26 protein-coding genes are annotated in these 20,914 nt (G+C 44.7%); 15 read left to right on the top strand and 11 right to left on the bottom strand.

Features of this window, described 5'->3' with window-relative positions:
* The first annotated feature begins 22 nt into the window (after positions 1–22).
* The 6 genes from AELLOGFF_RS13560 (at position 23) to AELLOGFF_RS13535 (ending at position 6,795) form a co-directional block, all read left to right on the top strand.
* On the top strand, positions 23–370 hold the full coding sequence (locus tag AELLOGFF_RS13560; protein WP_159269444.1) for a 2Fe-2S iron-sulfur cluster-binding protein: 348 nt from the start codon (positions 23–25) through the stop codon (positions 368–370).
* A gap of 64 nt (positions 371–434) precedes the next feature.
* On the top strand, positions 435–2,900 hold the full coding sequence (locus AELLOGFF_RS13555) for a TonB-dependent receptor (RefSeq protein ID WP_159269443.1): 2,466 nt from the start codon (positions 435–437) through the stop codon (positions 2,898–2,900).
* 105 nt (positions 2,901–3,005) lie between these two features.
* Positions 3,006–4,559 carry an AMP-binding protein gene (locus AELLOGFF_RS13550; RefSeq protein ID WP_159269442.1) on the top strand — a complete coding sequence of 518 codons (1,554 nt, stop codon included), beginning with the start codon at positions 3,006–3,008 and terminating at the stop codon, positions 4,557–4,559.
* 5 nt (positions 4,560–4,564) lie between these two features.
* Positions 4,565–5,437, top strand: a complete 873-nt coding sequence (locus AELLOGFF_RS13545; protein ID WP_159269441.1) for an enoyl-CoA hydratase-related protein — start codon at positions 4,565–4,567, stop codon at positions 5,435–5,437.
* Positions 5,438–5,551: 114 nt separating this feature from the next.
* Positions 5,552–6,451 carry a DMT family transporter gene (locus AELLOGFF_RS13540; RefSeq protein WP_159269440.1) on the top strand — a complete coding sequence of 300 codons (900 nt, stop codon included), beginning with the start codon at positions 5,552–5,554 and terminating at the stop codon, positions 6,449–6,451.
* A 32-nt stretch (positions 6,452–6,483) separates the two neighbouring features.
* Positions 6,484–6,795 (top strand): YkgJ family cysteine cluster protein, encoded by a 312-nt coding sequence (locus AELLOGFF_RS13535; protein ID WP_235035685.1) that lies wholly within the window; start codon positions 6,484–6,486, stop codon positions 6,793–6,795.
* Here the strand turns inward: AELLOGFF_RS13535 and AELLOGFF_RS13530 are convergent.
* The 4 genes from AELLOGFF_RS13530 to AELLOGFF_RS13515 form a co-directional block, all read right to left on the bottom strand.
* Positions 6,792–7,409, bottom strand: coding sequence for a TPM domain-containing protein (locus AELLOGFF_RS13530; RefSeq protein WP_159269439.1), 618 nt, complete (start codon positions 7,407–7,409; stop codon positions 6,792–6,794). The two genes, AELLOGFF_RS13535 and AELLOGFF_RS13530, sit on opposite strands and share 4 nt — an antisense overlap.
* A 59-nt stretch (positions 7,410–7,468) precedes the next feature.
* On the bottom strand, positions 7,469–8,218 hold the full coding sequence (locus AELLOGFF_RS13525) for a TPM domain-containing protein (RefSeq protein WP_200842731.1): 750 nt from the start codon (positions 8,216–8,218) through the stop codon (positions 7,469–7,471).
* On the bottom strand, positions 8,218–8,826 hold the full coding sequence (locus tag AELLOGFF_RS13520) for a LemA family protein (protein ID WP_159269438.1): 609 nt from the start codon (positions 8,824–8,826) through the stop codon (positions 8,218–8,220). Before AELLOGFF_RS13520 ends, AELLOGFF_RS13525 begins: the two co-directional genes overlap by 1 nt.
* 224 nt (positions 8,827–9,050) lie before the next feature.
* Positions 9,051–9,881, bottom strand: coding sequence for an ATP-grasp domain-containing protein (locus AELLOGFF_RS13515; RefSeq protein WP_159269437.1), 831 nt, complete (start codon positions 9,879–9,881; stop codon positions 9,051–9,053).
* Between the two features lie 171 nt (positions 9,882–10,052).
* On the opposite strand from AELLOGFF_RS13515, the gene AELLOGFF_RS13510 reads away from it, so the two are divergent.
* The 4 genes from AELLOGFF_RS13510 (at position 10,053) to AELLOGFF_RS13495 (ending at position 11,993) form a co-directional block, all read left to right on the top strand.
* A complete protein-coding gene (locus tag AELLOGFF_RS13510; protein WP_159269436.1) occupies positions 10,053–10,436 on the top strand; it encodes a VOC family protein in 384 nt (127 codons plus the stop codon).
* Positions 10,437–10,492: 56 nt separating this feature from the next.
* The gene (locus AELLOGFF_RS13505) at positions 10,493–11,086 is read left to right on the top strand and encodes a pyridoxine/pyridoxamine 5'-phosphate oxidase (protein WP_159269435.1); all 594 of its coding nucleotides are present in this window, start codon (positions 10,493–10,495) and stop codon (positions 11,084–11,086) included.
* Between the two features lie 34 nt (positions 11,087–11,120).
* Complete coding sequence (locus AELLOGFF_RS13500; protein ID WP_235036461.1) at positions 11,121–11,399, top strand: hypothetical protein; 279 nt, start codon at positions 11,121–11,123, stop codon at positions 11,397–11,399.
* A gap of 111 nt (positions 11,400–11,510) precedes the next feature.
* Positions 11,511–11,993, top strand: a complete 483-nt coding sequence (locus tag AELLOGFF_RS13495; protein WP_159269433.1) for an RNA methyltransferase — start codon at positions 11,511–11,513, stop codon at positions 11,991–11,993.
* 99 nt (positions 11,994–12,092) lie between these two features.
* On the opposite strand, the gene AELLOGFF_RS13490 is transcribed toward AELLOGFF_RS13495, so the two are convergent.
* The 4 genes from AELLOGFF_RS13490 to AELLOGFF_RS13475 form a co-directional block, all read right to left on the bottom strand.
* Entirely contained in the window at positions 12,093–12,734 is a 642-nt protein-coding gene (locus AELLOGFF_RS13490; RefSeq protein ID WP_159269432.1) for a DUF2959 domain-containing protein, read from the bottom strand.
* Between the two features lie 195 nt (positions 12,735–12,929).
* Entirely contained in the window at positions 12,930–13,316 is a 387-nt protein-coding gene (locus AELLOGFF_RS13485; protein ID WP_235035684.1) for a carboxymuconolactone decarboxylase family protein, read from the bottom strand.
* Between the two features lie 201 nt (positions 13,317–13,517).
* Positions 13,518–13,889: a MerR family transcriptional regulator gene (locus tag AELLOGFF_RS13480; protein WP_159269430.1), complete on the bottom strand. Its 372-nt coding sequence runs from the start codon at positions 13,887–13,889 to the stop codon at positions 13,518–13,520.
* A 40-nt stretch (positions 13,890–13,929) separates the two neighbouring features.
* A complete protein-coding gene (locus tag AELLOGFF_RS13475) occupies positions 13,930–14,409 on the bottom strand; it encodes a cupin domain-containing protein (RefSeq protein ID WP_159269429.1) in 480 nt (159 codons plus the stop codon).
* Between the two features lie 283 nt (positions 14,410–14,692).
* Here AELLOGFF_RS13475 and AELLOGFF_RS13470 point away from each other — a divergent pair, with 283 nt between their 5' ends.
* Entirely contained in the window at positions 14,693–15,283 is a 591-nt protein-coding gene (locus tag AELLOGFF_RS13470) for a TetR/AcrR family transcriptional regulator (protein WP_159269428.1), read from the top strand.
* A 28-nt stretch (positions 15,284–15,311) separates the two neighbouring features.
* Positions 15,312–16,151, top strand: coding sequence for a redoxin domain-containing protein (locus AELLOGFF_RS13465; RefSeq protein ID WP_159269427.1), 840 nt, complete (start codon positions 15,312–15,314; stop codon positions 16,149–16,151).
* 19 nt (positions 16,152–16,170) lie between these two features.
* Here AELLOGFF_RS13465 and mtgA read toward each other — a convergent pair whose 3' ends face one another.
* Together mtgA and AELLOGFF_RS13455 are read right to left on the bottom strand one after the other, a co-directional pair.
* Positions 16,171–16,857 carry a monofunctional biosynthetic peptidoglycan transglycosylase gene (mtgA, locus tag AELLOGFF_RS13460; protein WP_159269426.1) on the bottom strand — a complete coding sequence of 229 codons (687 nt, stop codon included), beginning with the start codon at positions 16,855–16,857 and terminating at the stop codon, positions 16,171–16,173.
* Positions 16,826–17,584 carry a spermidine synthase gene (locus AELLOGFF_RS13455; RefSeq protein ID WP_159269425.1) on the bottom strand — a complete coding sequence of 253 codons (759 nt, stop codon included), beginning with the start codon at positions 17,582–17,584 and terminating at the stop codon, positions 16,826–16,828. Before AELLOGFF_RS13455 ends, mtgA begins: the two co-directional genes overlap by 32 nt.
* A gap of 406 nt (positions 17,585–17,990) precedes the next feature.
* Between AELLOGFF_RS13455 and AELLOGFF_RS13450 the strand changes: the two genes are divergently transcribed.
* Complete coding sequence (locus AELLOGFF_RS13450; RefSeq protein WP_159269424.1) at positions 17,991–18,533, top strand: GFA family protein; 543 nt, start codon at positions 17,991–17,993, stop codon at positions 18,531–18,533.
* A gap of 161 nt (positions 18,534–18,694) precedes the next feature.
* On the opposite strand, the gene AELLOGFF_RS13445 is transcribed toward AELLOGFF_RS13450, so the two are convergent.
* A complete protein-coding gene (locus tag AELLOGFF_RS13445) occupies positions 18,695–19,564 on the bottom strand; it encodes a LysR family transcriptional regulator (RefSeq protein ID WP_159269423.1) in 870 nt (289 codons plus the stop codon).
* A 92-nt stretch (positions 19,565–19,656) separates the two neighbouring features.
* Here AELLOGFF_RS13445 and AELLOGFF_RS13440 point away from each other — a divergent pair, with 92 nt between their 5' ends.
* Complete coding sequence (locus tag AELLOGFF_RS13440) at positions 19,657–20,157, top strand: lactoylglutathione lyase family protein (protein ID WP_159269422.1); 501 nt, start codon at positions 19,657–19,659, stop codon at positions 20,155–20,157.
* Between the two features lie 428 nt (positions 20,158–20,585).
* Positions 20,586–20,914: hypothetical protein (locus tag AELLOGFF_RS13435; RefSeq protein WP_200842730.1), on the top strand; the 329-nt coding region annotated here is incomplete at its 3' end.

Genomic DNA, 20,914 nt, shown 5'->3' with positions numbered 1-20,914 from the left:
TTTGATCGTGGGATATAAAAATATGACGTCTACGTCGAAACAACTTATTCAAGAGAAAGTAACATTAACTTTCTATGAACAAACAGGCATTAGAAAAATTGTCAGTGGCATGGCTGGTATTAGTTTGATGGAGCTAGCAAAAGCCAATGATATTGCAGGAATAGATGGTGATTGTGGTGGTGCATGCTCCTGTGGAACCTGTTGCGTCATTATTGAAAATTCAGCTGCTATGAATCTAGAACAAGTAAGTGATGCAGAGCTAGGTATTCTGGAGTTTGTGAGTGATGACATTGTCGAGGGTCAACGTTTAGCTTGTCAGATTGATGTCACCAATATACTTGAAGGCGCTGTTATTAAAGTGGCCACCTAATTTTATAACAATTTTTTTCTCTAAATCAGTCCGTATTACTAATAACAAGATAGAGTACAAGAAGATGATAACGAAAGTTTTGAGTGCCCCCGTACGCTCAGCTATAAGAAATTCTGTTGGTGTTAGCACATTGTGTTTAATGGCAAATCATGCTGTTGCGGCCAGTGGAAATATCATGTTAGAAGAAGTTATCGTAACCGCCCAGAAACGCAGCCAAAGTACCCAAGATGTACCTATCGCTGTAACCGGTATGAACAGTAATCAAATGGAAAAGTTTGGTTTAGATAACGCGGTTGACTTGGGCGCCTATGTTCCGAATATGCAAGTAAGTGGCCCTTTTGGCGATGTGCAGCCGATATTTTCTATTCGTGGTGTCAGCATGTCAGATTACTCAGCCAACCAACCCAGCCCAATTGGCGTGTATATCGACGAGGCATATCTGGCCCCTGTATATAGTCATGGCGCTAGTTTTTTTGACATCGAAAGGCTTGAAGTCCTGCGGGGGCCACAGGGTACTTTGTATGGGAAAAACACCACGGGTGGTGCTATCAATGTTATTACCCGAACACCAAAGATCGGAGATGAGGCAGAAGGGTTTGTAAAGTTAGGTGTAGGAAATTATAACGCCCAAACTACCGAATTTGGTTTTGAAACAACTGTAGTACCAGATCGAGTTGCTGTGCGTTTTGCTGGTGTAATGAAGAAAGATGATGGCTATATAGAGAATAAATTAGATTCACAAAATACTACCCAGACAGACTTTAGGGCCTTTCGCTTAAGTGTTTCAGCGGATATTAGCGATAGAATCAATGCCGTGTTTAAATTTACAAAAGGTGAAAATGACGCTTTGGCAACAACACCGCGTAATGAGCCCCGTGTAGATATTAGTTTTTTGGGGCCTTTATCAAGTGATTCTTCAGGATTTATAGATTATACCGGCTACGATAGTACTTCGAGAGGGCTTGGTTTTTATGAGACCGAATCCAATAGAGTGGGAACACTGGACACAAATTCAGACTTAGCTGTATTAACCTTAAATTACGTAGCAGATAGCTTTACGCTGACATCGGTAACAGCGTACAGCGACAATGACTATTACAACGATATGGATATTGATGGTTCTCCGCTGCACATGGTAGAGAATGTTTGGTCTTCAGATGCGGTAGGTTTTAGCCAAGACTTCCGAATATCCACCCAGCTAACTGGCCCAGTTAATTTCATTGCCGGTGTTTACTACGATTATCAAAATCTTTATCTTCATAATTTATATTCTCTATATGGCGATTTCATAGACTTACGTATTGGTCTTGCCGACCCCGACTTGATTCCGCTAGCCCCTTTCTTATTAGACTTTGGCGTTATTGATCAAAGGATGCGCACAGAGAAAGAAAGTTATGCTGTGTACAGCCAATTCCGATTTGATATCAGCAATGACTTGGGCGTGGATTTGGGACTTCGTTATACCAACGATACCAATGACTTGACCTATCTCAATGTATCTAGGGTTGGCTATGATGGCGAAGGCCGAGGTTCATGGACCCCAGGCAATACCAGCGGCGTAGACGACGCCTTTCTTGCTCCACCATTAACCGTGACAGGTTTGACTTCAATACTGCAAGATCCTCTTTCGGCATTGGAGTATGCCAATACAGGTTACACCACGGGACCTTATACCCTTGAATCTGCGCCTCAGCTCAGTACCTCAGAAAAAGAAATTACAGGTAAATTGGGTATTGATTACAGATTTAATGACGACATTATGGTTTTTGCCTCTTATAGCCGAGGCTACCGAAGCGGTTCATTTAACGGTGGTTTGTACTATGAACCACGACCAATTGAAACAGCCTACGCAAGACCAGAATATTTAGATGCCTTTGAAATTGGTATAAAAGCGGAGGCATACGATGGCAAGGTGCGTATTAACTCGGCCATATTTGATTATAAATACACAGACCAGCAGTTTATAAACCAAGTATTTGTTTCTGCATTCTTAGAAAACGCAGGGGGCTCACGGATACGAGGTGCAGAAACGGAATTATGGGCCGGTATTACTGAATCATTGTCGTTCAGTTTAAACGTCGGTTATCTCGATACTGAGTTTACCGAGCTCTCATTGTCGAATACCGAAACCGTTGCTGATAAAGAAGATAACCTCGATTTATCAGGTAATAATTTGATATCTGCACCCACCTGGAATTATTCAATTTCAACGGACTACGACATTTTTGAAATAGATGCGGGCTATTTGACCATTAATCTCAATGCTAACTTTCAAGATGATCAATGGTATAGCGCCTATAACGGTGACGGTGGCTACGGTGAGCTAAAACAAGATGCGTATTGGTTGTTCAATGGTCGACTGTCATGGGTAGCGTCCGACGATGCATATTCGGTATCGGTTTGGGGTAAAAACTTAGCAGCAAAAGAATACGATACTTACGCTATCAACCTTCAAGGTGCATTTGGTTTTGATTACTACATTCGCGGTGCCCCACAAACCTATGGCTTGGATTTGAAGCTTAATTTTTGAGTAAAAAAATAGGCATGTAAATAAAACTAAACACAATTAATTTTGTGTTTAGTTTTTTCTCGTTATAAATATTAACTAAAACCCATGACAGGGGAGTTCAGCTTAATGAACAAAATAAGAGCCTACAGTGGCATTGTGTATCACGCGCAGTATTTTCCCGACACCACCGCCGTTACCGACGATATTGGTTCATATAGTTATAGAGAACTGCTCGATGATGCTTTGCGAACTGTATCAGCATTTCGGCAAGCGGGATTAATGGCTTCTGATCGGGTGGCCATGGCCAGTGATAACCGATACGAAGCCATTGTACTGATTTTGTCTGGCCTGCTTGGCGGCCCCGTTATTGTGCCGGTCAACCGACGTATGTCGGCTGCTGAGATGATGTGGGTTATCACCCATTCTCAGGCTAAGATTTTGGTTTGTGATAGCGAGGCGATGTCAGCTTTAACAGCAGTAGAAGGACATGGACTACAAGAAATTCAGTGCATGACTTTTGAGGGCGGTGGCACTGGTCTAAAAAGTGAGAATAAGCCATTTTTATCATGGCTTAGGACCTTTACAGCCGCTGACTTTGATCACCATTACCAAGCTAGTCGGCCTTATCTTCAAGTTTATACCTCGGGAACCAGTGGCAAGCCAAAGGGAGTGGTTCTCACAGAAGAAAATTGTTTGGGGCAGCTCTCGTCGTTGTTGATGTGTTTAGACGTATCGTTGGCAAGAGGTGATTCATTTTATGAAGGATTACCCCTTTTCCATGTCGGCGGAATCATGGTCACGCTATTGGCATTAAGTCGAGGTTTAGCGCTGCGATTCCTCGGCAGTTTTAATCCTAGCGCGGTGCTAGACATGATTTGCACAAAACAAGTAGTGCATGTCGCCTTAGTGCCAGCGATGATTCAGGCGTGTCAAAACGGAGATCGAAATACAGCGGCCTTACAGCAATTACAAACAATTATGTACGGTGCCTCACCCATCACGGAAACGTTGCTAAGAAATGCAAAAACGCGTTATCAATGTGATTTTTTTCAAATATACGGTATGACAGAAACCCATAGTGTCATTACGGTACTGGGATCCTCAGACCATGAACAACTCTTTGCTAATAAGATTCTAGCCGGTACAGCGGGAAAGCCGGTGCCAGGTGCACATTTACAAATTGTAGATGATCAAGGCGTACCGCTAACACCGGGTCAGCCTGGTGAAATAAGGGTGAGTTGCCAACATACCATGAGTGGCTATTGGCAGAACGAAGCCGCTACTAACGAGACAGTACAAGAGGGTTATCTCTATACAGGTGATGTTGGTTTTATCAATGATCACGGATTTCTTTACATCATGGATAGAAAGAAAGACCTTATCATTTCAGGTGGAGAAAATGTGTCCTCACTTGAAGTAGAAAGTGCCTTGATGGCCCACCCAGACATTAATGATGTGGCAGTGATTGGCTTGCCAGATGAGCGCTGGGGCGAGATGGTCACTGCGGTAGTAGTTAGGTCGTCTGATTCTGTGTCGGAGCAAGATATTTTAGCATTTTCTAAAAATGCACTAGCTGGATTTAAAACGCCAAAACGTATCATCTTCAGCGATGTTATTCCAAGAAATGCAAATGGAAAAATTTTGAAAAAAAATCTTAGAGAAACCTACCAAAAGGACTGATATAAATGAGCGATGCCACACAATTTTCTAGCTTTAGATTTGAAGTAAATGCAGCTGTAGCACATATTGTGCTGAATAGAAGTGATAAGCGAAATTGTCTCGTTAGAGAATTTTGGTATGATCTTCCTCAGGCGGTAAAACTTGCTGAACGGCTACCAGAAGTGCGGTGTATTTTATTGCGCGCTGAGGGAAAAATGTTTAGCTCGGGAATCGACTTAGCGGTCTTACAAGGCTTAACCGCCATGGGGGATGGCTTGGAGTTGGCGAGAAAGGCAGACCACCTCAGGCGCACCGTACTGTCCCTACAAGATGCTATATCCGCGTTGGAAGAAACGAGATTGCCCGTCATTGCCGCTATTCAAGGTGCGTGTATTGGTGGTGCCTTAGATGTTGTGTGTGCTGCAGATATTCGTTTGGCAGAGTCAGCGACGGCATTCACTCCACTAGAAATGGACTTTGGCTTTGTGCCTGACCTCGGAACGGTTCAGCGTTTGACGGCAAATCTACCGTCTGCGGTAGTAGCTGATTGGCTGATGGATTGCAGGACCGTATCGGGCGACGAGGCTAAGCATCTGGGCTTTGTGTCTCGTGTGGTTGCCGATGCGGGTGAACTTGAATCGATGGCAGTAGCACTGGCAGAGCGGATTGCTGCTCGATCCCCCGTCGCCATTATGGGAGCCAAGGAGGTGATGAAGTTCACCAAGGAGCATGGTGTTAAGGCTAGCTTGCGCTATACCGCCACCTGGCAGTCGAGTGTCTTTCCCGGAGACGATGTGGCTAACTGCCTAAAGGCTAAACAGACCGGAGGTGCGCCTTCTCATGAGAATATGGCGGACGACCGACCGCTGTATGGCAAAGAAGATACACTTCAACAATAACGGTGATGTCATGGTGAATAAGTGGTTTGAATGAACCGTTATTCACCATGTAACGTATTTATCTCTTCTTACTGTTAAACTGAGCCGCTTCGCAAGTCGCTAGTTTGGCAGGCAATGGCACCTCAGTTACGTCACCCCTATATACTCTTAACTCTCGTCGCGCTTTTTTGGGGAGGCAATGCCATTGCGGGCAAGTTAGCTGTGGGTCACGTTTCCCCGATGTTGTTAACATCGCTCAGATGGCTGTTTGCCTGTGTATTTATAGCCCCTTTTGCTTACCAAGATGTTAAGCGTGAATGGCCGATTATCCAACAACATTGGTTTAAGCTCTTCTTATTAGCAGCCTTGGGGTTTACGGCGTTTAATGCCTTATTTTATTGGGCCTTGAATCATACCAGTGCGATCAACGTCACTATTGAGCAGTCGGCAATGCCCTTGGTGGTGTTTCTGGGTAATTTTATTTTGCTAGGCTTGCGTCCTGTCAGATTACAATTAGTGGGGTTTAGTTTGACCTTGCTGGGTGTCGTCATCACAGTCTCTCATGGCCAGCTATCAAGCCTATTAACCTTAGATTTAAATCGCGGTGACGCTATTATGTTGTTAGCCACCTTGCTATATGGTGGTTATACCGTGGCCTTGCGGTATAGGCCGCCTTTGCATTGGCGCAGCATGATTATGGTATTAGCTTTGTTTGCGTTTTTGTCATCGCTACCATTAAGCCTATATGAATATTGGCAGGGGTTTGCGATTATCCCTGATACGAGAGGATTGGGAGTGGTGTTATACATTGCGATATTCCCATCGCTTATCGCTCAGTCTTTATATATGCGTGGGGTAGATTTAATAGGGGGAAATCGCGCTAATTTATTTATTAATTTAGTGCCGGTGTTTGGTTCAATATTAGCCGTTGTCATTCTGTCTGAAGACTTTAAACCCTATCATCTTCTTGCTCTTGGATTGGTCATTGGGGGCATTTTACTTGCAGAGCGTGGTGTTAAGAAAGCCACCAAGTAACCCTAATCCGTGTACATTTTACAATAGAGGCCTTGAGTATTAAAAATGCAACAGAACAAACCATTGCCACAGACACACACTCAGATAACGTAGTAAGTTGTTCTGCTTGTAGAGCATCGTGTTGCCGTTTAGAGGTGATGCTGATTAGTGAAACAGGTGTTCCAGAGAGATTTATACAGCGTGACAAGTGGGGCGGAGAAGTGATGAAGCGCTTGGCTGACGGCTGGTGTGCGGCACTAGACCGCGACACCAAGCTGTGTAGTATTTATGACAATAGGCCGTATATTTGTAGAGAATTTGCGACCAACTCCTTTGAATGTTTAGAAGAATATGAGCCGCGTTAATCTAAAATAATAAGGTGATTTGGCAATTCATTTTTTTCTCTACTTGCTGGCAGTGCTCGCTGTAATTTCTCACCACAGGCGGTAATACATTCGATAAAGCCCTGTGCCGTTTCACCCTTAGCAACTCGCTGAGTAAATTGATTGACGATGGTTTGCCAATCGCTATCGGGAATTTTCTCAGAAATACCACGATCCACTAAAATTTCTACGTAGCGCTCGGCCTCAGACACAAAAATTAGCATTCCTGTTTCGCCGTCGGTGTGATGTAGATTTTGTTCTAAAAATTGCCGGCGGGCCAAATTACTGGCCCGCCAATGGCGTACTGCACGGGGAATTAAACGGGCTTGTATACTGGGAAGTCGAAACAGCACAGCCAATAAAATAAAACCCGCCCACTGGCTTAAAATTAATTGGTGTACGCTCAGCCATTGGCCAAGGTAATTAATGGCACCGGGTAATATCAACGCCAGCACACTAGCCCATAACAGAGGTATATAGGTGTAGTCATCTGCTTGGCGTGCAAGCACCGTGACCAGTTCGGCATCGCTATGGCGCTCTGCTTCACTGATTGCCTCGGCAACCTGAGCTTGTTCCTGTTGGTTTAATAAAGCCATAAATTACTCTGTGTTTATTTAATCGTGGAAGTCCGTCTGTGATGCCAAAGGGCGCTAAATTACCAACCTCCAGAGGCACCACCACCGCCGAAACCTCCGCCGCCGCCACCAAAACCGCCGCCGCCAAAGCCTCCACCAAAACCACCGCCATAGCCGCGACTACCACGACCAAGGGCAGAGCCAAGAAGTAGGCCGCCAAGTAGGCCACCTCGACCACGGCCGCCACCACCTAACATCATCGCCACCATGACGATAAACAAAAGAAAGCCAAGTCCAGGTGGCGCCTTTTTGCTAGATGTCTGTGTCTTGGGTATCGCCTCAGCTTTGCCATCAATAACCAGAATCATGGCTTCAACTGCGCGGCTTATCCCGCCATTAAAGTCACCGCTTTTAAAGGCGGGAGTGAGAATTTGTTGAATAATTTGTGCGCTGCGGGCATCGGTTAATTGGCCCTCTAAGCCATAGCCAACTTCAATACGCATTTTGCGTTCTTTCATGGCCACAATCAGCAGCGCACCGTTATTCTCGTCTTTTTGACCAATCCCCCAGTGGCGGCCGAGCTGGTAACCAAAATCGGCAATGTCATAGCCCTGTAGATCGGCAAGCGTGACCACTACCAGTTGATTCCCGGTCCGTTGCTCTTGCTGCGCAAGTTGTTGATTGAGTGCCTGCTTGGTGTTTGCCGACAGTAAATTGGCATTATCAACAACGCGACCAGTAAGCTTGGGAAAGCTGGGTTCTGCTGCAAATACCGTTAGGCAGCAGAGTAGGCCGCATAGCAGCAGGGTGAATGGTTTAAACATAGACATTAGAAATTAACCTGAGGTGCTTGGTCAGCGTTTTCTGCCGTGGCTTCAAAGGTTTCCCGTACTTTAAGGTCGCTATACATAATGCTGTGCCAAATTTTGCCGGGAAAGGTACGAATCTCAGTATTGTAACGACCAACAGCAAGAATAAAGTCGCGGCGAGCCACGCTAATCCGGTTTTCTGTGCCCTCTAGCTGAGACTGTAAGGCTAAGAAGTTTTGATTAGATTTAAGATCGGGATAGCGCTCAGATACCACCATTAAACGACTCAGTGCGCCGCTAAGTTTAGCTTGCGCCGCTTCAAATTGTTGTAATTTTTCTGGATTGTCGAGGATATCCGCGTCGACCTGCATAGAGGTCGCTTTAGCGCGTGCTTCTACCACAGCGGTGAGGGTTTCCTGTTCCTGAGCAGCAAAGCCTTTCACGGTGGAAACCAGATTGGGAATAAGGTCGGCGCGTCGTTGATATTGATTTTCTACTTGTGCCCATGCGGCTTTGGCTTCCTCGTCCATACGGGGAATATTGTTAATACCGCAGCCCGACAACACGGCGCTGAACAGTACAATAAGAATAAGTGCATAATTGCGGCGGACTGATATAGCTGGGTGCATTTTTCAGGTCTCAATGAACAAACAGACCTTCATGGTACACCCTATAGGGTGCTTCTGTAGAGGGTGCAATCAGAACAAGCTGACAAGTTTAAATGCTGGTCATAATTAGTGTGTAAGGCAGTTGCTCGTGATCCCGCGCCATGCCTAGCTAAGGGTGATGTACACCGTGTTGGCTAGGCTTTTTTGGCCATTGATTGTCATCATAATGTTATAAAAGTGAAGTATCAGGCGACTCGCCGTAAGCGCCTGCGCCGGTGCCTGGGAGCCTCAGGAAAGTGCGGCCCAATGGGTTGCTCTTTGCGTTGTAAGTAATCAATGATCGCGTCACGAATCCTTTGATTTCCGCCTTCAATTCCCTGATTGCCAAACAAGCGATTAAATTCAAATACATAAGGCTGATCACCGACCATGGCAATATCAAAACCGCCGTGGTCAATCTCTAAGCTTGTTGCCAAATTCAGTGCAAGATTAATGGCTTGGGTGGGCACGGGGCTCTGGTCAATGATGCCGCCCTTGGCAACGTTATTATAAAAACCTTGGTCAGACTGTAAGCGCCAGTAAGCACTCACTACTTGATCGCCAATAATAACCACACGGATATCGCGGTCGATGGGTAGGTATTCCTGCACATACAAAATATCGGTGCGGGCTAAATACGCCGCCCAATCCGCACGGTTATTGATAAGCCATACACCACTGCCCTGCGAAGCCTTTGGCAGTTTGGCCACAAAGGGGAGCAGCATTAACTCCCACAATTCTTCTGCATTAGAGGGCGTGTTGGCGCGGATTTCAGTTTGTGGAATATTCGCTGGCGCGACCATTTCGAAGGCGCGGCTCATTTCAATTTTATTGTGGCCCAATAAATAGCTGGCTTGGCTAGGAAATACCTTGGCTTTTAGTCCGTAAATCAAGGCGTTGAGTTGCCAATATTCTGGATACAAAACCCACTCGGCACTGCTGATGTCGTCTTTGTATTTAAATATTTGCTCAGGTTTTAACTGGGTGGTGTCGTTAAAACCCAAAGTGCGAAAAATATCGAATGAAATCCAAGCCATGATTGACTACTCAATTGAGGTGCGTCTTTTTACGTTCAAATCTCAATATCGTCAATAGATCAAATTCGGCATTTATTGGCTATTTATAACAGCTTGAAGTCGGTATTTATTAGCACTAGGCTGAGAGGTAAGCGGGTGATCACACCATAAGTAACAAAGAGATGTCACTGTATGAAAATAGCACCGTTAATCGTTGTTCAAGATGTTGAAAAAGCCAGCTCATTTTATCAAGCCGTGCTGGGCTTGCGCAGCGGACACGGCGGTAAAGAATATGAAATGCTAATGTATCAAGACAAGCTTGTTCTGCAATTGCATAAACCCGATGTACATGAGCACCCGGCCATGTGGCAGGCGAATATGAGTAATGGCAACGGCGTGATTTTATGGTTTAGCTGCGATAATTTTGAACAAACACTTATTAATATTCGCCAGTCTGCTGCGGTCATCGTAGCCGATCCGCACATTAACCCCAATGCCAATCAGCATGAAATTTGGTTTAAAGATCAAGATGGCTATCTTATTGTGGTGTCTCAGCCCGTCGTGAAATCTGCTTAAACTAATAGAGGCATTCAGTAGAGTACGCCCCTCAATCATCGAGCTTAAAAACGTCAATGACAAATCCAATAGCGTTATTTCAAAAAAATTGGCAACAGGCAAAATCCTTGGATGACGCCAATGCACCTTACTGCACCTTGGCCACGGTATCAGCAGTGGGGCAGGTTTCCGTACGAACCTTGGTATTAAGAGAAGTCACCGCCACCTCGTTTCTCATTTTTATCAATGACAGCTCGCCTAAATGGCAGGATATACAACATTCAAACAACGTTGAATTACACGTGTTTTGGCCGTCGCTTTTACAGCAATATCGCATTCGTGGTGAGTGTCATTCAGTGCCCGTTGAGCTAATACAGCAGCATTGGGCCAGAAAGCCCTATGATGCCAAAATTCTCGATCACTACTACCAAGATGTTCAGCCGCAAAGCAGTGGGCTCGACTCAAGAGAGGCATTACTTAAAGGAATAAACGAAATAAAAAGACGTTACCCAAATGACGCCGACATACCGTATCCAGCTAATGCTAGGGGTGTTGAAATTACAGCCAACTATATAGAGGTGTGGCATAGCTCGACATCTGAGCGGCTGCATCACAGAAGTTTATATCAATTAAAAGAGGCCAACTGGGACCAGCAAATATTGGTTCCCTAAACATGCCATGCAGGGTAAGCACATTATTGAAAATATGGCTAAGTCACACTGTTATAAAATTAACTTGGGTGACGCCATGCTTGCAGACTTCGCAATGGCTGATCTTAAAGTTCGTTTAGAAAATATTTACATCTCAGCGGGGCAGCCAGAGAATATGAAGGCGGTATATCGGCATGAATCCAGCGGTTTACATTGCGAACTCTTGGTGTATCTCAGTGCTGAGTTTCAAACGGCGGCAAAACTAAGTAATGCCATACGCTGTGACGGGTTTCCGCAGATAGATTCAGCACACCTTGCCGGTAATGAAATATAGTCCCAGCCGACATTAAAATTATTTTTCACTCACTGCTTGCCCGTCTTTAAGGTTAACGTCGGCGTTATTTGTCATAATTCATCAGAATAATTTAGCTGATGTGCCATTATTATGAAAAATAGTTACGCCTGTATTGGTTTGTTTAACCCTAAATCGCCAGAAAATGTCGGGTCTGTAATGCGCGCTGCAGGTTGTTACGGTGTTAATTCGGTGTTTTATACCGGCACGCGATATGATCATGCCAAGCCCTTTTACACGGATACGCAAAAAATCTATGAAACACTGCCCTTGGTTTGTGTGGATAACTTAAAGGATACAATCCCTCTGGGTTGTGTGCCGGTGGCGGTGGAATTAATTGACGGCGCCAAACCGCTTACCACCTATAAACATCCACCCCGCGCCTTTTACATTTTTGGCCCTGAAGACGGAACGCTAAAAAAAGAAATCACCAATTTCTGCGAAGATATTGTCTATATTCCCACCGACGGCTGCATGAATTTAGCGGCCACGGTCAATGTGGTCTTGTATGACCGCCTTGCTAAAGGCAATGATTTTTCTCATCACCAGGGGGCATTAACGCGCAAGCGCAAATAACATGGATGGGAAACGTATGACTTTTGAAGGCTGGATAGCCCTCGTGAGTGAGCACACACTTACCATGGAGGGCTTGGGTGACAGATGTTAAGCAACGGGCTATTTCAGTTGCTTAATAAAGGCATCAGATTCGTTAATGGCTTTTTCCATGGCAGCAATTAATTGCTGCACATCACGATCTATACCAGCCAACTCACCTTTTAGGGCGCCAATGGCTGAGGCATTCAGGTTGTGTTTAAGGTACAGCACATTGTCGCGCAGCGCGTTTAAAACGGGGTCAACGCTTTTCTCGGCACTGCGCATCGATTTAATTAGGCTGGCGTACTGACGTTTAGTGGCCTGTAGTTTGTTGGCGCTGTCGCTGCGCAGGCGAGCGTTGCTGTATAGCTCTAGCTCGTCTTGCCATTCATCAAATAGGGCTTCAGCCACGGATTCTACTTTATCTATGCGGCTACTTAGGTCTTGGGCGGCGGCTTCACTGTCTTCAAATTCGTTGTTCAGACGGTTGTAGTATTTTTCTAAATCACCACCATCAAAGCTCACCACCGAGCGAAACTCAGTAAGCGCGTCTTTAAATTGTTCTTGGGTCTCTTGCTGGGCTTCTTTGGCCTCGCCGACACGGTCAACCAGAATGTCACGTTTGTGAACACCCACTTTCTCCATGGCGTTGTAATAGGTGGACTCACAGCCAGTTAGAGAGAATACGAACGTTAAGGCTAACAGTGAGATAAAAACGCGCATGGGTCTTCCTGATTCATTATTGATGTTGTTTATTATGTTAGCTTGCATAACAGGGCGCGGCAAATAACGCGGGGTATAGACGAAGTAAAATAGCCTTAACAGCCATTGGCTCAACGCTGTATATAAAGTAAACCTGACGGAGGGGTAGCTGCCATCAGGGTGTCTTGAGTGATGTTTTATAGTCACAGAATTCTCTTATGACATGACGATACCACGGTCAGTAAATACTGACTTCGCTGCAGTTGCCGCATTTAAGGCAGCGGGGAATCCAGCGTAAACAGACATTTGAATGATAATTTCGACTATCTCTTCCGGTGAGCAGCCAACATTTAATGCGCCGTGTATATGAACTTTAAGTTGTGGCTCGGCATTTCCCATGGCGGTTAAGGCCGCTACGGTGGCAATTTCGCGGGATTTTAGGTCTAGGGCATCACGGCTGTATATGTCACCAAAGGGGTATTCAATAATATAGCGACCAAGATCGGGGGCAATATCTTTTAAGGATTCAATGACGCGTTCGCCGGCCTCGCCATCAATTTCTTTGAGTTTCGCCATACCGCGAAAAAATCTCGAATTACTCATTGGCCTGTCCTCTTGTGAGTGTAAATTTGATATCAAAGAACAAGCATTCAATGGCAGATAGCCAAAAGAAACGGCGAACAAAACCACGGACTTTTTGCAGAGTGAGCGTCTGTTAATAGTGATTTGGTTTTGTTCCGAGGCCATCGGGGTAATCCATTGCTGCTGAGTTCATGCCAATAGACTAGCCCTTAGAGTTAACTCTCAGTCAATGGGATTAGTGTGATTTATTTCAGCTTGATAGAAGGCTATTTTGTTTTCTAAGTTTTTAAGATGGGTTTGTTGATCTGCTATTCTCTGGCCTAAGGCATCGGCATGGTCTATTAATAATTTTTGACGTGCTTGTAAGGTTGACTGACCCGCTTTTCGCAATTGTGCATATTTTTGAATGTTTGCTAAAGGCATTCCGGTGTCTTTAAGGCGTTTAACAAAAGCGAGCCAACTAAGATCTTTTTCTGTAAACGAGCGATGACCATTGGCGCGTCGCTGAACGTCGTCGAGCAAACCAATTTTGTCGTAGTACCTTATGGTGTGTGGACTTAATCCGGTTCGGTTTGAAAATTCAGAGACGTTCATTGTTGTATTAAAACTTCCTTAATTTATAGAATGAAAAAAATTATTTTTTTCCTGCGCTAGGTTCAGAAATAGCATCTAGGTCAACAAGATTCCACGGCATGTTTTTATGCCGATAGATCCGTTTATTAAGTTTCGGGTAGTCGCCTACGTCATGGTCTGCACGCTGGCCAACCACAATACACTTTAAAATGCTGTCGCCATTATTGCGCAAAGAGTGTGCTTTGCCACCCGCTCTATAGCCAATAAAATCACCCGCTTTAACATTGTATCTATCGTCGCCTATTAATGCCTCGGCAGAACCTTCCAGAATATAAACGCATTCGTCTTCGTGATAATGTTTATGAAATTCAGTTGTTTCATGGCCCACCTGAACTTCAATAATATGAAAACCAAACCCAGTTAAACCGGTAAGATCTCCCAATGATTTATTATTTCGTTTAGCATTGTTATTTAAGAAATGTGTTTTAGAAAGGCCTTCAAATTGTTCAATATCTTCCTTGCTTAATAAATATGTATCCATGATGTTCTCCTACCGGATTATTTAGTATTCCCTTATCTTTACGCTGATATTGATAGCGTAACATCGTAACTCAAATATAGAAGTGGTGGCTGTTGGCCTGATTTGAAAAGCGCAATTTACGTTTAGTCGACCTGCTTAACATTACGGCATGACTTTATATAACGCTATCAGGCGGGTGTGATACGCGCAAGTTAAGCTGTCCGTTACTAAATTGAAAGTGTATATTAGTTATTGACCGATCATTCCACAACTTGTATCGTGTCTTAAAATTGAGGAGGAGACAATGGCAAGACCACGACAATTTGACCGCCAACAAGCCTTGGATGCCGCAATGCAGGTGTTTTGGATGCAGGGCTACAGTGCAAGCTCCTTACAACAATTATTGGACGCAATGCAGATCAATCGCGGCAGCCTTTACGCGGCGTTTGGTGATAAGGCGGGTTTGTTTACTGAGGTGGTCAATCATTATCACGACAGTATGCAAGCCGTTGTCCTTGAGATATTAAATAACCAAGAAAATCCGGCGCAGGGAATTCGTGATGTCTTCGACATTACGCTGTTTATGTTGAATAAAGACGAGCGCGCGCTGGGATGTTTATTAGTTAATACCGTTAATGAGTTATCGGCTATTGATACCAACTTACAACAATGTGCCTCAGAAAAATTAGATGTGATAGAGCAAGGCTTGATAGAGACTTGCCGGCGCGCTCAGGCACAAGAACAAATGATTACCACAGTCAGCGCAGACGAAGCGGGAAAAATGTTAATGACCTGCATGATTGGTCTTCGTGTGCAGAGCCGTCGCGGTGTAGAGGAGTTACCTTTACGTCAGAGTGTGGAGCCCTTGTTAAGTATGTTAATGCCCAATAAATAATGCCGATGACATGCGGCAAGGATTTGTAATGAATAGTTTTAAATCTCATTTTATTTCTGCGTGGATGACCTTACTTTTTGCCGGTACGGCACGAAGTGCATGGGCGATATATCAACAAGAAAATACCAGTTCATGGCTGTGGGTATTACTGGGTGTGGCGTCACCGTTGTTATTTTTTGTCTGGGTATTTACTGCCAATGTAGCGCGAACCGAGAAGGCCACTAAATTCATTTTAGCCGTGACAATACTTGCGCTGATAGGCCTTGTAGCAACACCGCCAGCAACGATAGAGCAATTAGCTTGGATCTTGTTGGTGGGGGTAATCGGTACGGTGCTGTACGAGTGGTGGTATTCAAGTTTTGGCGACAGAAGCAATGCACTGCTTGATGTTGGTCAAACGCTTCCCGCTTTAACCTTTCGCAAGACCGATGGTGGCGCACTAAACACCAATGAGCTTAATAAACCCATGCTGATGATTTTTTATCGCGGCAATTGGTGCCCATTATGTATGGCGCAAATAAAAGAAATTGCAGGGCAATATCGCCAGCTGGCTGACAAAGGCGTAGAGGTTATGCTGATAAGCTCACAACCGCCAAGCCATACTAGTTCATTGGCAGAACGCTTTGATGCGCCGATGTCGTTTTTGGTGGACCAAGATAATCAAATGGCAAACCGCTTGGGAATAGCCGCGACGCAGGGTTTGCCCTCAGGCTTGCAGGCATTGGGTTATGACAGTGATACGGTGATGCCCACGGTCATTATGACGGATGCCCAAAGCAAAATACTCTTTGCAGACCTAACCGACAATTATCGGATTAGACCAGAGCCGGACACGTTTCTTAAGGTGTTTGCACAAGCCGGTATTTAAGCATGGCAGCAATAGCTTCTTATTCTAAAGAAGCCAGCCACGCCTTGCCGCCCAAGCGTTGTTGTTGCTTTAAATTCCAGTTGGCCCGCTCAATTAAATGCGGTGCGGGGGCCGCGGGTTGGTATTTGAGCGGGCTGGGTAGGCTAGATGCCAATAGTGCAGACTGCCAAGGCGTTAATGCAGCTGCGGAGGTGGCAAAGTGATGCTGGCTGGCAGCGGCTAAACCAAAGACACCGTCGCCCCATTCGGCAATGTTTAAATACACTTCTAAAATACGTTGTTTGGGCCAACATAGCTCAATTAAACCGGTAAACCATACTTCCAAGCCTTTGCGAAACCAGCTCCGCCCCGTCCATAAATACATATTGCGAGCTACTTGCTGACTAATGGTACTGGCTCCGCGCAGACTGCCACGACGCTGTCGTTCTTCAATCGCTTTTTGAATGGCTTTGAGGTCGATGCCATAGTGATGAGGGAAATTTTGGTCTTCTGAAACAACAGCCGCCAGCGCAGCATGGTGGGGAATATCACGCCATGCTAGCCATTGCTGTTTGATATCGTAGTCGCTACCACGCTGTTGCCAGCTGCGCTCCAACATGACCATGCTTACCGGCGGATTTAGCCATCTAACGGGTAAAACGAAAACAAAGCTAATTAAAATAAAGTATAGGATGCTACGCCAAATCAGGCGCTTTAGCTTGATCATTGTTTGCTCCCGTTACACAGACATACACCGAGTTAGTCGATTCGCTATTTTGAAAGGGATTATAAAAAGACACGATATGTGAGTTAACGGATTCAAACACCGTGTTGAGTAAGGCCTCAAAACCTGAATCTGGCAAGTTTTGCGACCACATGGCAAACACCCCGTGTGGTTTAAGTTGGCTGGCCATCAGGGTAAGGTTTTCGGTGGTGTAAAAGCCGGCGTTACTGGCATTGAGAAACTCACTGGGCGAATGATCAATGTCGAGTAAAATAGCATCAAATTGCTTGCCATGATCATCGGGGTCAAAACCGGTAAGTGGATCGGTGGCAAGATCAAAGAAACTACCCAGAATATAGCGATTCCGTGGATCAGCATTTAAGGTTTTACCCAGCGGCACTAACTCTTTCTCATGCCAGCTAATAACGGTATCTAAGGCATCAACCACTAGTAACTCGTCAATGCGCGAATCTTTAAGGGCAGCCACCGCTGTGTAACCCAAGCCCAGGCCGCCAACCACAACACTCAGATTATCGCCCTGTACAGAAGCAAGACCGAGGGTAGACAGCGCTTCTTCAGCGTCGACGAACATACTCGACATCAAAAATTCGTCGCCGAGTTTTACCTCGTAAATATCTCTGTCCCCAAAAGCGGGCATACGTCGGCGGCGCAAAGAAATCTCGCCTAAGGGGGAGTCTTGGCTGTCTATTTCTTCAAAAAGCAGGCTCATCGTTGTTTCTTCCTAATGAACCACGGGGCTCACGTCTTAGTTTATTAAAGGTTTGCTACGCTAACATAGAACACGGTCGCCATCGAATAAATGCATCACCGCGATTAGGCTGCAAAAGCTTGGCAGGCTTGGGGGAAAGTGCGTATTTGACTAAAAACTATAGCGCGATAAGCACCAAATCTGCTTATAGATAGCGCTGGCTTGGACTGAAAATTGGCGAGAATGAAGAGTATATTTTTAATGTATCAAAATATATGCTCGTTTAGTCAAAATGCGCTTTAATATGAATTCCTTATTTTTCTTCATTAAATTAATTAGTTTCGCTGGCTGCTCAGGTATATTGATTTTGGCAAAACGAGCATGCGGAAGATTACAATGTTAGGGAATATAACATGGATTTTTTCGAATGAAAGAAGTAAGAGAAAAACTTAAGTGTCAATGCGGACAGGTGTCGTTTTCGGTTAGCGGAAAACCTATTATTAGTGCCGAATGTTTATGTTCAGATTGTCAAATTGCGGGTGCAGAAATTCAGAAACGTGCAGGAGCCCCATTAATTCTTGATCGAAACGGAGCAACAAGATTTGTCTTATTCAGAAAAGATAAAGTCGAGTTTCTTTCAGGCCAAGAGAAACTGAAGTCATATTACATCAATGATGATTTATCTACTCGTCGAATAATCGCAAGCTGTTGCAATACACCAGTATTTTTAGAGTTCACTAAAGGGCATTGGCTTAGTATGTATGGGAATTTGTGGTCTAAAGATGAAATCCCGCCGTTAGAAATACGCACAATGACGCGAAGTAGACCTAAAGGTGTAGTGCTTCCCAATGATGTGCCAAATCCAAAAACACACAATTTTTCATTTTATATAAAATTGCTTAGCGCCTGGGCTGCTATGCGCTTTAGTGCGCCTGAGCTAGATTTTATTGCTGGAAAAATTGATGATTAAAGCGATTCAAAATCTGTCGAAAGAATATTATTTCGCTGCGCTCTAAACCAGCCGTAAAAACGGGTGTAATATTTTTCTGATCTATAAAATATATTTGCGCAACGCGGTGGCGGCATTTATCTGTTATGGCTGACCTATCAATGTTTTTTTATGCTCTGCACTTATAAGCATTTCTTAATTTCACTAATAACGGTGGTAACCCGGTTTGCTATGGGTTTATCTCGCCGAACACCAAGGTAGATCGTTTCGCTAACAGGGTGGTGAAGCGGGTGCGCTTTAATGGTGTTTTGTTGTGGAAAGGCGGCGACGGCGTGAGCGGGTAATACGGTAAATCCTAGGCCTCTGCTTACTGGGTCTAAAATTAAACTTATTTGGTTGGAAAAGCCTTTCTTATTCAGCAGCTCACTATGATGGTATTCAGGATAGTTGGCTGTTAGCAGCAGTCCAGCGTGGTGGGCGCCATCGGGGTGGTCTATAAACCCCAGTGAGCATAAATCCTCCCAGCTTGGCGTACTCAGTGTTGCCGGCGTCACTAGTAGTAGGGCTTCTTTGGCAATGGAATGGCTATCTAGGGAAGCCAGCGTAGAGGTTCTGGTCATCAAACCAATGTCTATCTCGTTGCTGGCAATCGCACTTTCTACATCCGCATTGGGAGCAAATCGATAATCAATAATCAGTTGCGGGTATTGCTGCTGCAGTGTCAGTAGCTGTGGGTATAATTTTAGGCCTAGGCTTCCCGGTGATTTAATCCGTACCTCACCTTTGTTGGCGGGGTCTTCGCTAATGCGCTGCTCCAACTTGGCCAAAGATTGAATAATCTCTCGGGCTTCGGTGTATAGCCGCTCACCCGCGTCGGTGAGGGTAAATTGCTTGCCGTGACGCACCAGCAATGGCAGGCCAATATGATCTTCCAGCTTGTGGATATGTTGGCTGACGCCAGACTGGGTCATATGCAGTTGTTCGGCGGTGCGGGTGAAACTGCCAACTTCAACAAGTTGGCAAAAGCTGCGTAGCCATTGGGTATTTATCATTACAAACTATAATCCATATTATGATAAATGATAATTATACGTAATCTATTAGGTTTTGTATGCTACTCCCACATTAATTGAGGAGCATCGCAATGAGTCATGTTTATCCAAGAAATTTTTCACACATTGGTATTTCAGTACCTGATCTAGAAAAAGCCGTTGCGTTTTATACCGAGGTGATGGGCTGGTATCTGATTATGGAGCCGACCGACATTGTTGAGGACGACAGCCCAATTGGTGAAATGTGTAATGACGTTTTTGGTGCTGGTTGGGGAAAATTTCGTATAGCCCATTTGTCGACTGGTGATCGTATTGGTGTTGAGTTGTTCCAATTTGAGAACCAAGTTAATCCCGACAATAATTTTGAATATTGGAAAACCGGGGTTTTTCATTTTTGTGTTCAAGACCCTAATGTAGAAGAGCTAGCTGAACGTATCGTGGCGGCGGGTGGTAAAAAGCGGATGGCGAAACCTCGTTATTATTATCCTGGAGAAAAACCGTATCGTATGATTTATATGGAAGACCCTTTTGGTAATATCCTTGAGATTTATAGCCATAGCTACGAGTTGGTATATAGTGAAGGTGCATACTAAATCACATCAAAACATAGTGTGCGTGGAATGCAGCGCTACTTAACGATGTTAGAGAACCGTCATATTGGGCATCGTTAAGTTATGGTTTGTGAGCTTATGGATTAAGAATCCCAGCCGCGCCTAATTTTGAAGGTTAGACCTGATTTTTATAGATAAATTTAGCTGGCTTAGCAGATTAAGCTAGCTAAATAAGAATGATAATAATTATACGGCTTGTTTTCAGTGATCACATTTGGAGCATGGCGGGGTTATCGTGCGCCTTTTTAAGCCGCTTATCTGGTGTGTTAGTTATATGATGGGTTAATAAGTCACAAAGAGAGGCCTTATTAGCATATCTTTTAGAGTGGCATCGATTCTGCAACAGTTATATAAATTTATCAGTTTCGTCAATTTAAGAGGCGAACATTGTAAAGCTGTAGGAAATTTATATGAGGTCTTCCAAGTCCAATGATAGGTCAGCCTTGTTGCTGAAAATCATTCTAACAACACTTTTAGTGACTGTTATTTCCGCTTGCGGTGGTAGCAATTCAATTACGCGAACCGACACAGGAAGTGAGAATACAGAAGACACTGGAGATACCGGAGATACCGGAGATACCGGAGATACCGGAGATACCGGAGATACCGGAGATACCGGAGATACCGGAGACACCGGAGACACCGGAGACACCGGAGACACCGGAGACACCGGAGATACCGGAGATACCGGAGATACCGGAGATACCGGAGATACCGGAGATACCGGAGATACCGGAGA

This window comes from Zhongshania aliphaticivorans (genome assembly GCF_902705875.1).
Taxonomy (GTDB): domain Bacteria; phylum Pseudomonadota; class Gammaproteobacteria; order Pseudomonadales; family Spongiibacteraceae; genus Spongiibacter; species Spongiibacter aliphaticivorans_A.
This window is presented reverse-complemented; position numbering and strand designations above follow the sequence as displayed.

Excerpts from the sequence above, each read along its gene's own strand:
- AELLOGFF_RS13560 (WP_159269444.1), top strand. The coding sequence starts at position 23 with ATGACGTCTACGTCGAAACAACTTATTCAAGAGAAAGTAACATTAACT.
- AELLOGFF_RS13510 (WP_159269436.1), top strand. The coding sequence starts at position 10,053 with ATGAAAATAGCACCGTTAATCGTTGTTCAAGATGTTGAAAAAGCCAGC.
- AELLOGFF_RS13490 (WP_159269432.1), bottom strand. The coding sequence starts at position 12,734 with ATGCGCGTTTTTATCTCACTGTTAGCCTTAACGTTCGTATTCTCTCTA.
- AELLOGFF_RS13465 (WP_159269427.1), top strand. The coding sequence starts at position 15,312 with ATGAATAGTTTTAAATCTCATTTTATTTCTGCGTGGATGACCTTACTT.
- AELLOGFF_RS13455 (WP_159269425.1), bottom strand. The coding sequence starts at position 17,584 with ATGAGCCTGCTTTTTGAAGAAATAGACAGCCAAGACTCCCCCTTAGGC.
- AELLOGFF_RS13520 (WP_159269438.1), bottom strand. The coding sequence starts at position 8,826 with ATGCACCCAGCTATATCAGTCCGCCGCAATTATGCACTTATTCTTATT.
- AELLOGFF_RS13450 (WP_159269424.1), top strand. The coding sequence starts at position 17,991 with ATGAAAGAAGTAAGAGAAAAACTTAAGTGTCAATGCGGACAGGTGTCG.
- AELLOGFF_RS13485 (WP_235035684.1), bottom strand. The coding sequence starts at position 13,316 with ATGAGTAATTCGAGATTTTTTCGCGGTATGGCGAAACTCAAAGAAATT.
- AELLOGFF_RS13545 (WP_159269441.1), top strand. The coding sequence starts at position 4,565 with ATGAGCGATGCCACACAATTTTCTAGCTTTAGATTTGAAGTAAATGCA.
- AELLOGFF_RS13475 (WP_159269429.1), bottom strand. The coding sequence starts at position 14,409 with ATGGATACATATTTATTAAGCAAGGAAGATATTGAACAATTTGAAGGC.
- AELLOGFF_RS13550 (WP_159269442.1), top strand. The coding sequence starts at position 3,006 with ATGAACAAAATAAGAGCCTACAGTGGCATTGTGTATCACGCGCAGTAT.
- AELLOGFF_RS13515 (WP_159269437.1), bottom strand. The coding sequence starts at position 9,881 with ATGGCTTGGATTTCATTCGATATTTTTCGCACTTTGGGTTTTAACGAC.
- AELLOGFF_RS13500 (WP_235036461.1), top strand. The coding sequence starts at position 11,121 with ATGGCTAAGTCACACTGTTATAAAATTAACTTGGGTGACGCCATGCTT.
- mtgA (WP_159269426.1), bottom strand. The coding sequence starts at position 16,857 with ATGATCAAGCTAAAGCGCCTGATTTGGCGTAGCATCCTATACTTTATT.
- AELLOGFF_RS13445 (WP_159269423.1), bottom strand. The coding sequence starts at position 19,564 with ATGATAAATACCCAATGGCTACGCAGCTTTTGCCAACTTGTTGAAGTT.
- AELLOGFF_RS13530 (WP_159269439.1), bottom strand. The coding sequence starts at position 7,409 with ATGGCTTTATTAAACCAACAGGAACAAGCTCAGGTTGCCGAGGCAATC.
- AELLOGFF_RS13495 (WP_159269433.1), top strand. The coding sequence starts at position 11,511 with ATGAAAAATAGTTACGCCTGTATTGGTTTGTTTAACCCTAAATCGCCA.
- AELLOGFF_RS13440 (WP_159269422.1), top strand. The coding sequence starts at position 19,657 with ATGAGTCATGTTTATCCAAGAAATTTTTCACACATTGGTATTTCAGTA.
- AELLOGFF_RS13470 (WP_159269428.1), top strand. The coding sequence starts at position 14,693 with ATGGCAAGACCACGACAATTTGACCGCCAACAAGCCTTGGATGCCGCA.
- AELLOGFF_RS13540 (WP_159269440.1), top strand. The coding sequence starts at position 5,552 with ATGGCACCTCAGTTACGTCACCCCTATATACTCTTAACTCTCGTCGCG.
- AELLOGFF_RS13480 (WP_159269430.1), bottom strand. The coding sequence starts at position 13,889 with ATGAACGTCTCTGAATTTTCAAACCGAACCGGATTAAGTCCACACACC.
- AELLOGFF_RS13505 (WP_159269435.1), top strand. The coding sequence starts at position 10,493 with ATGACAAATCCAATAGCGTTATTTCAAAAAAATTGGCAACAGGCAAAA.
- AELLOGFF_RS13555 (WP_159269443.1), top strand. The coding sequence starts at position 435 with ATGATAACGAAAGTTTTGAGTGCCCCCGTACGCTCAGCTATAAGAAAT.
- AELLOGFF_RS13525 (WP_200842731.1), bottom strand. The coding sequence starts at position 8,218 with ATGTCTATGTTTAAACCATTCACCCTGCTGCTATGCGGCCTACTCTGC.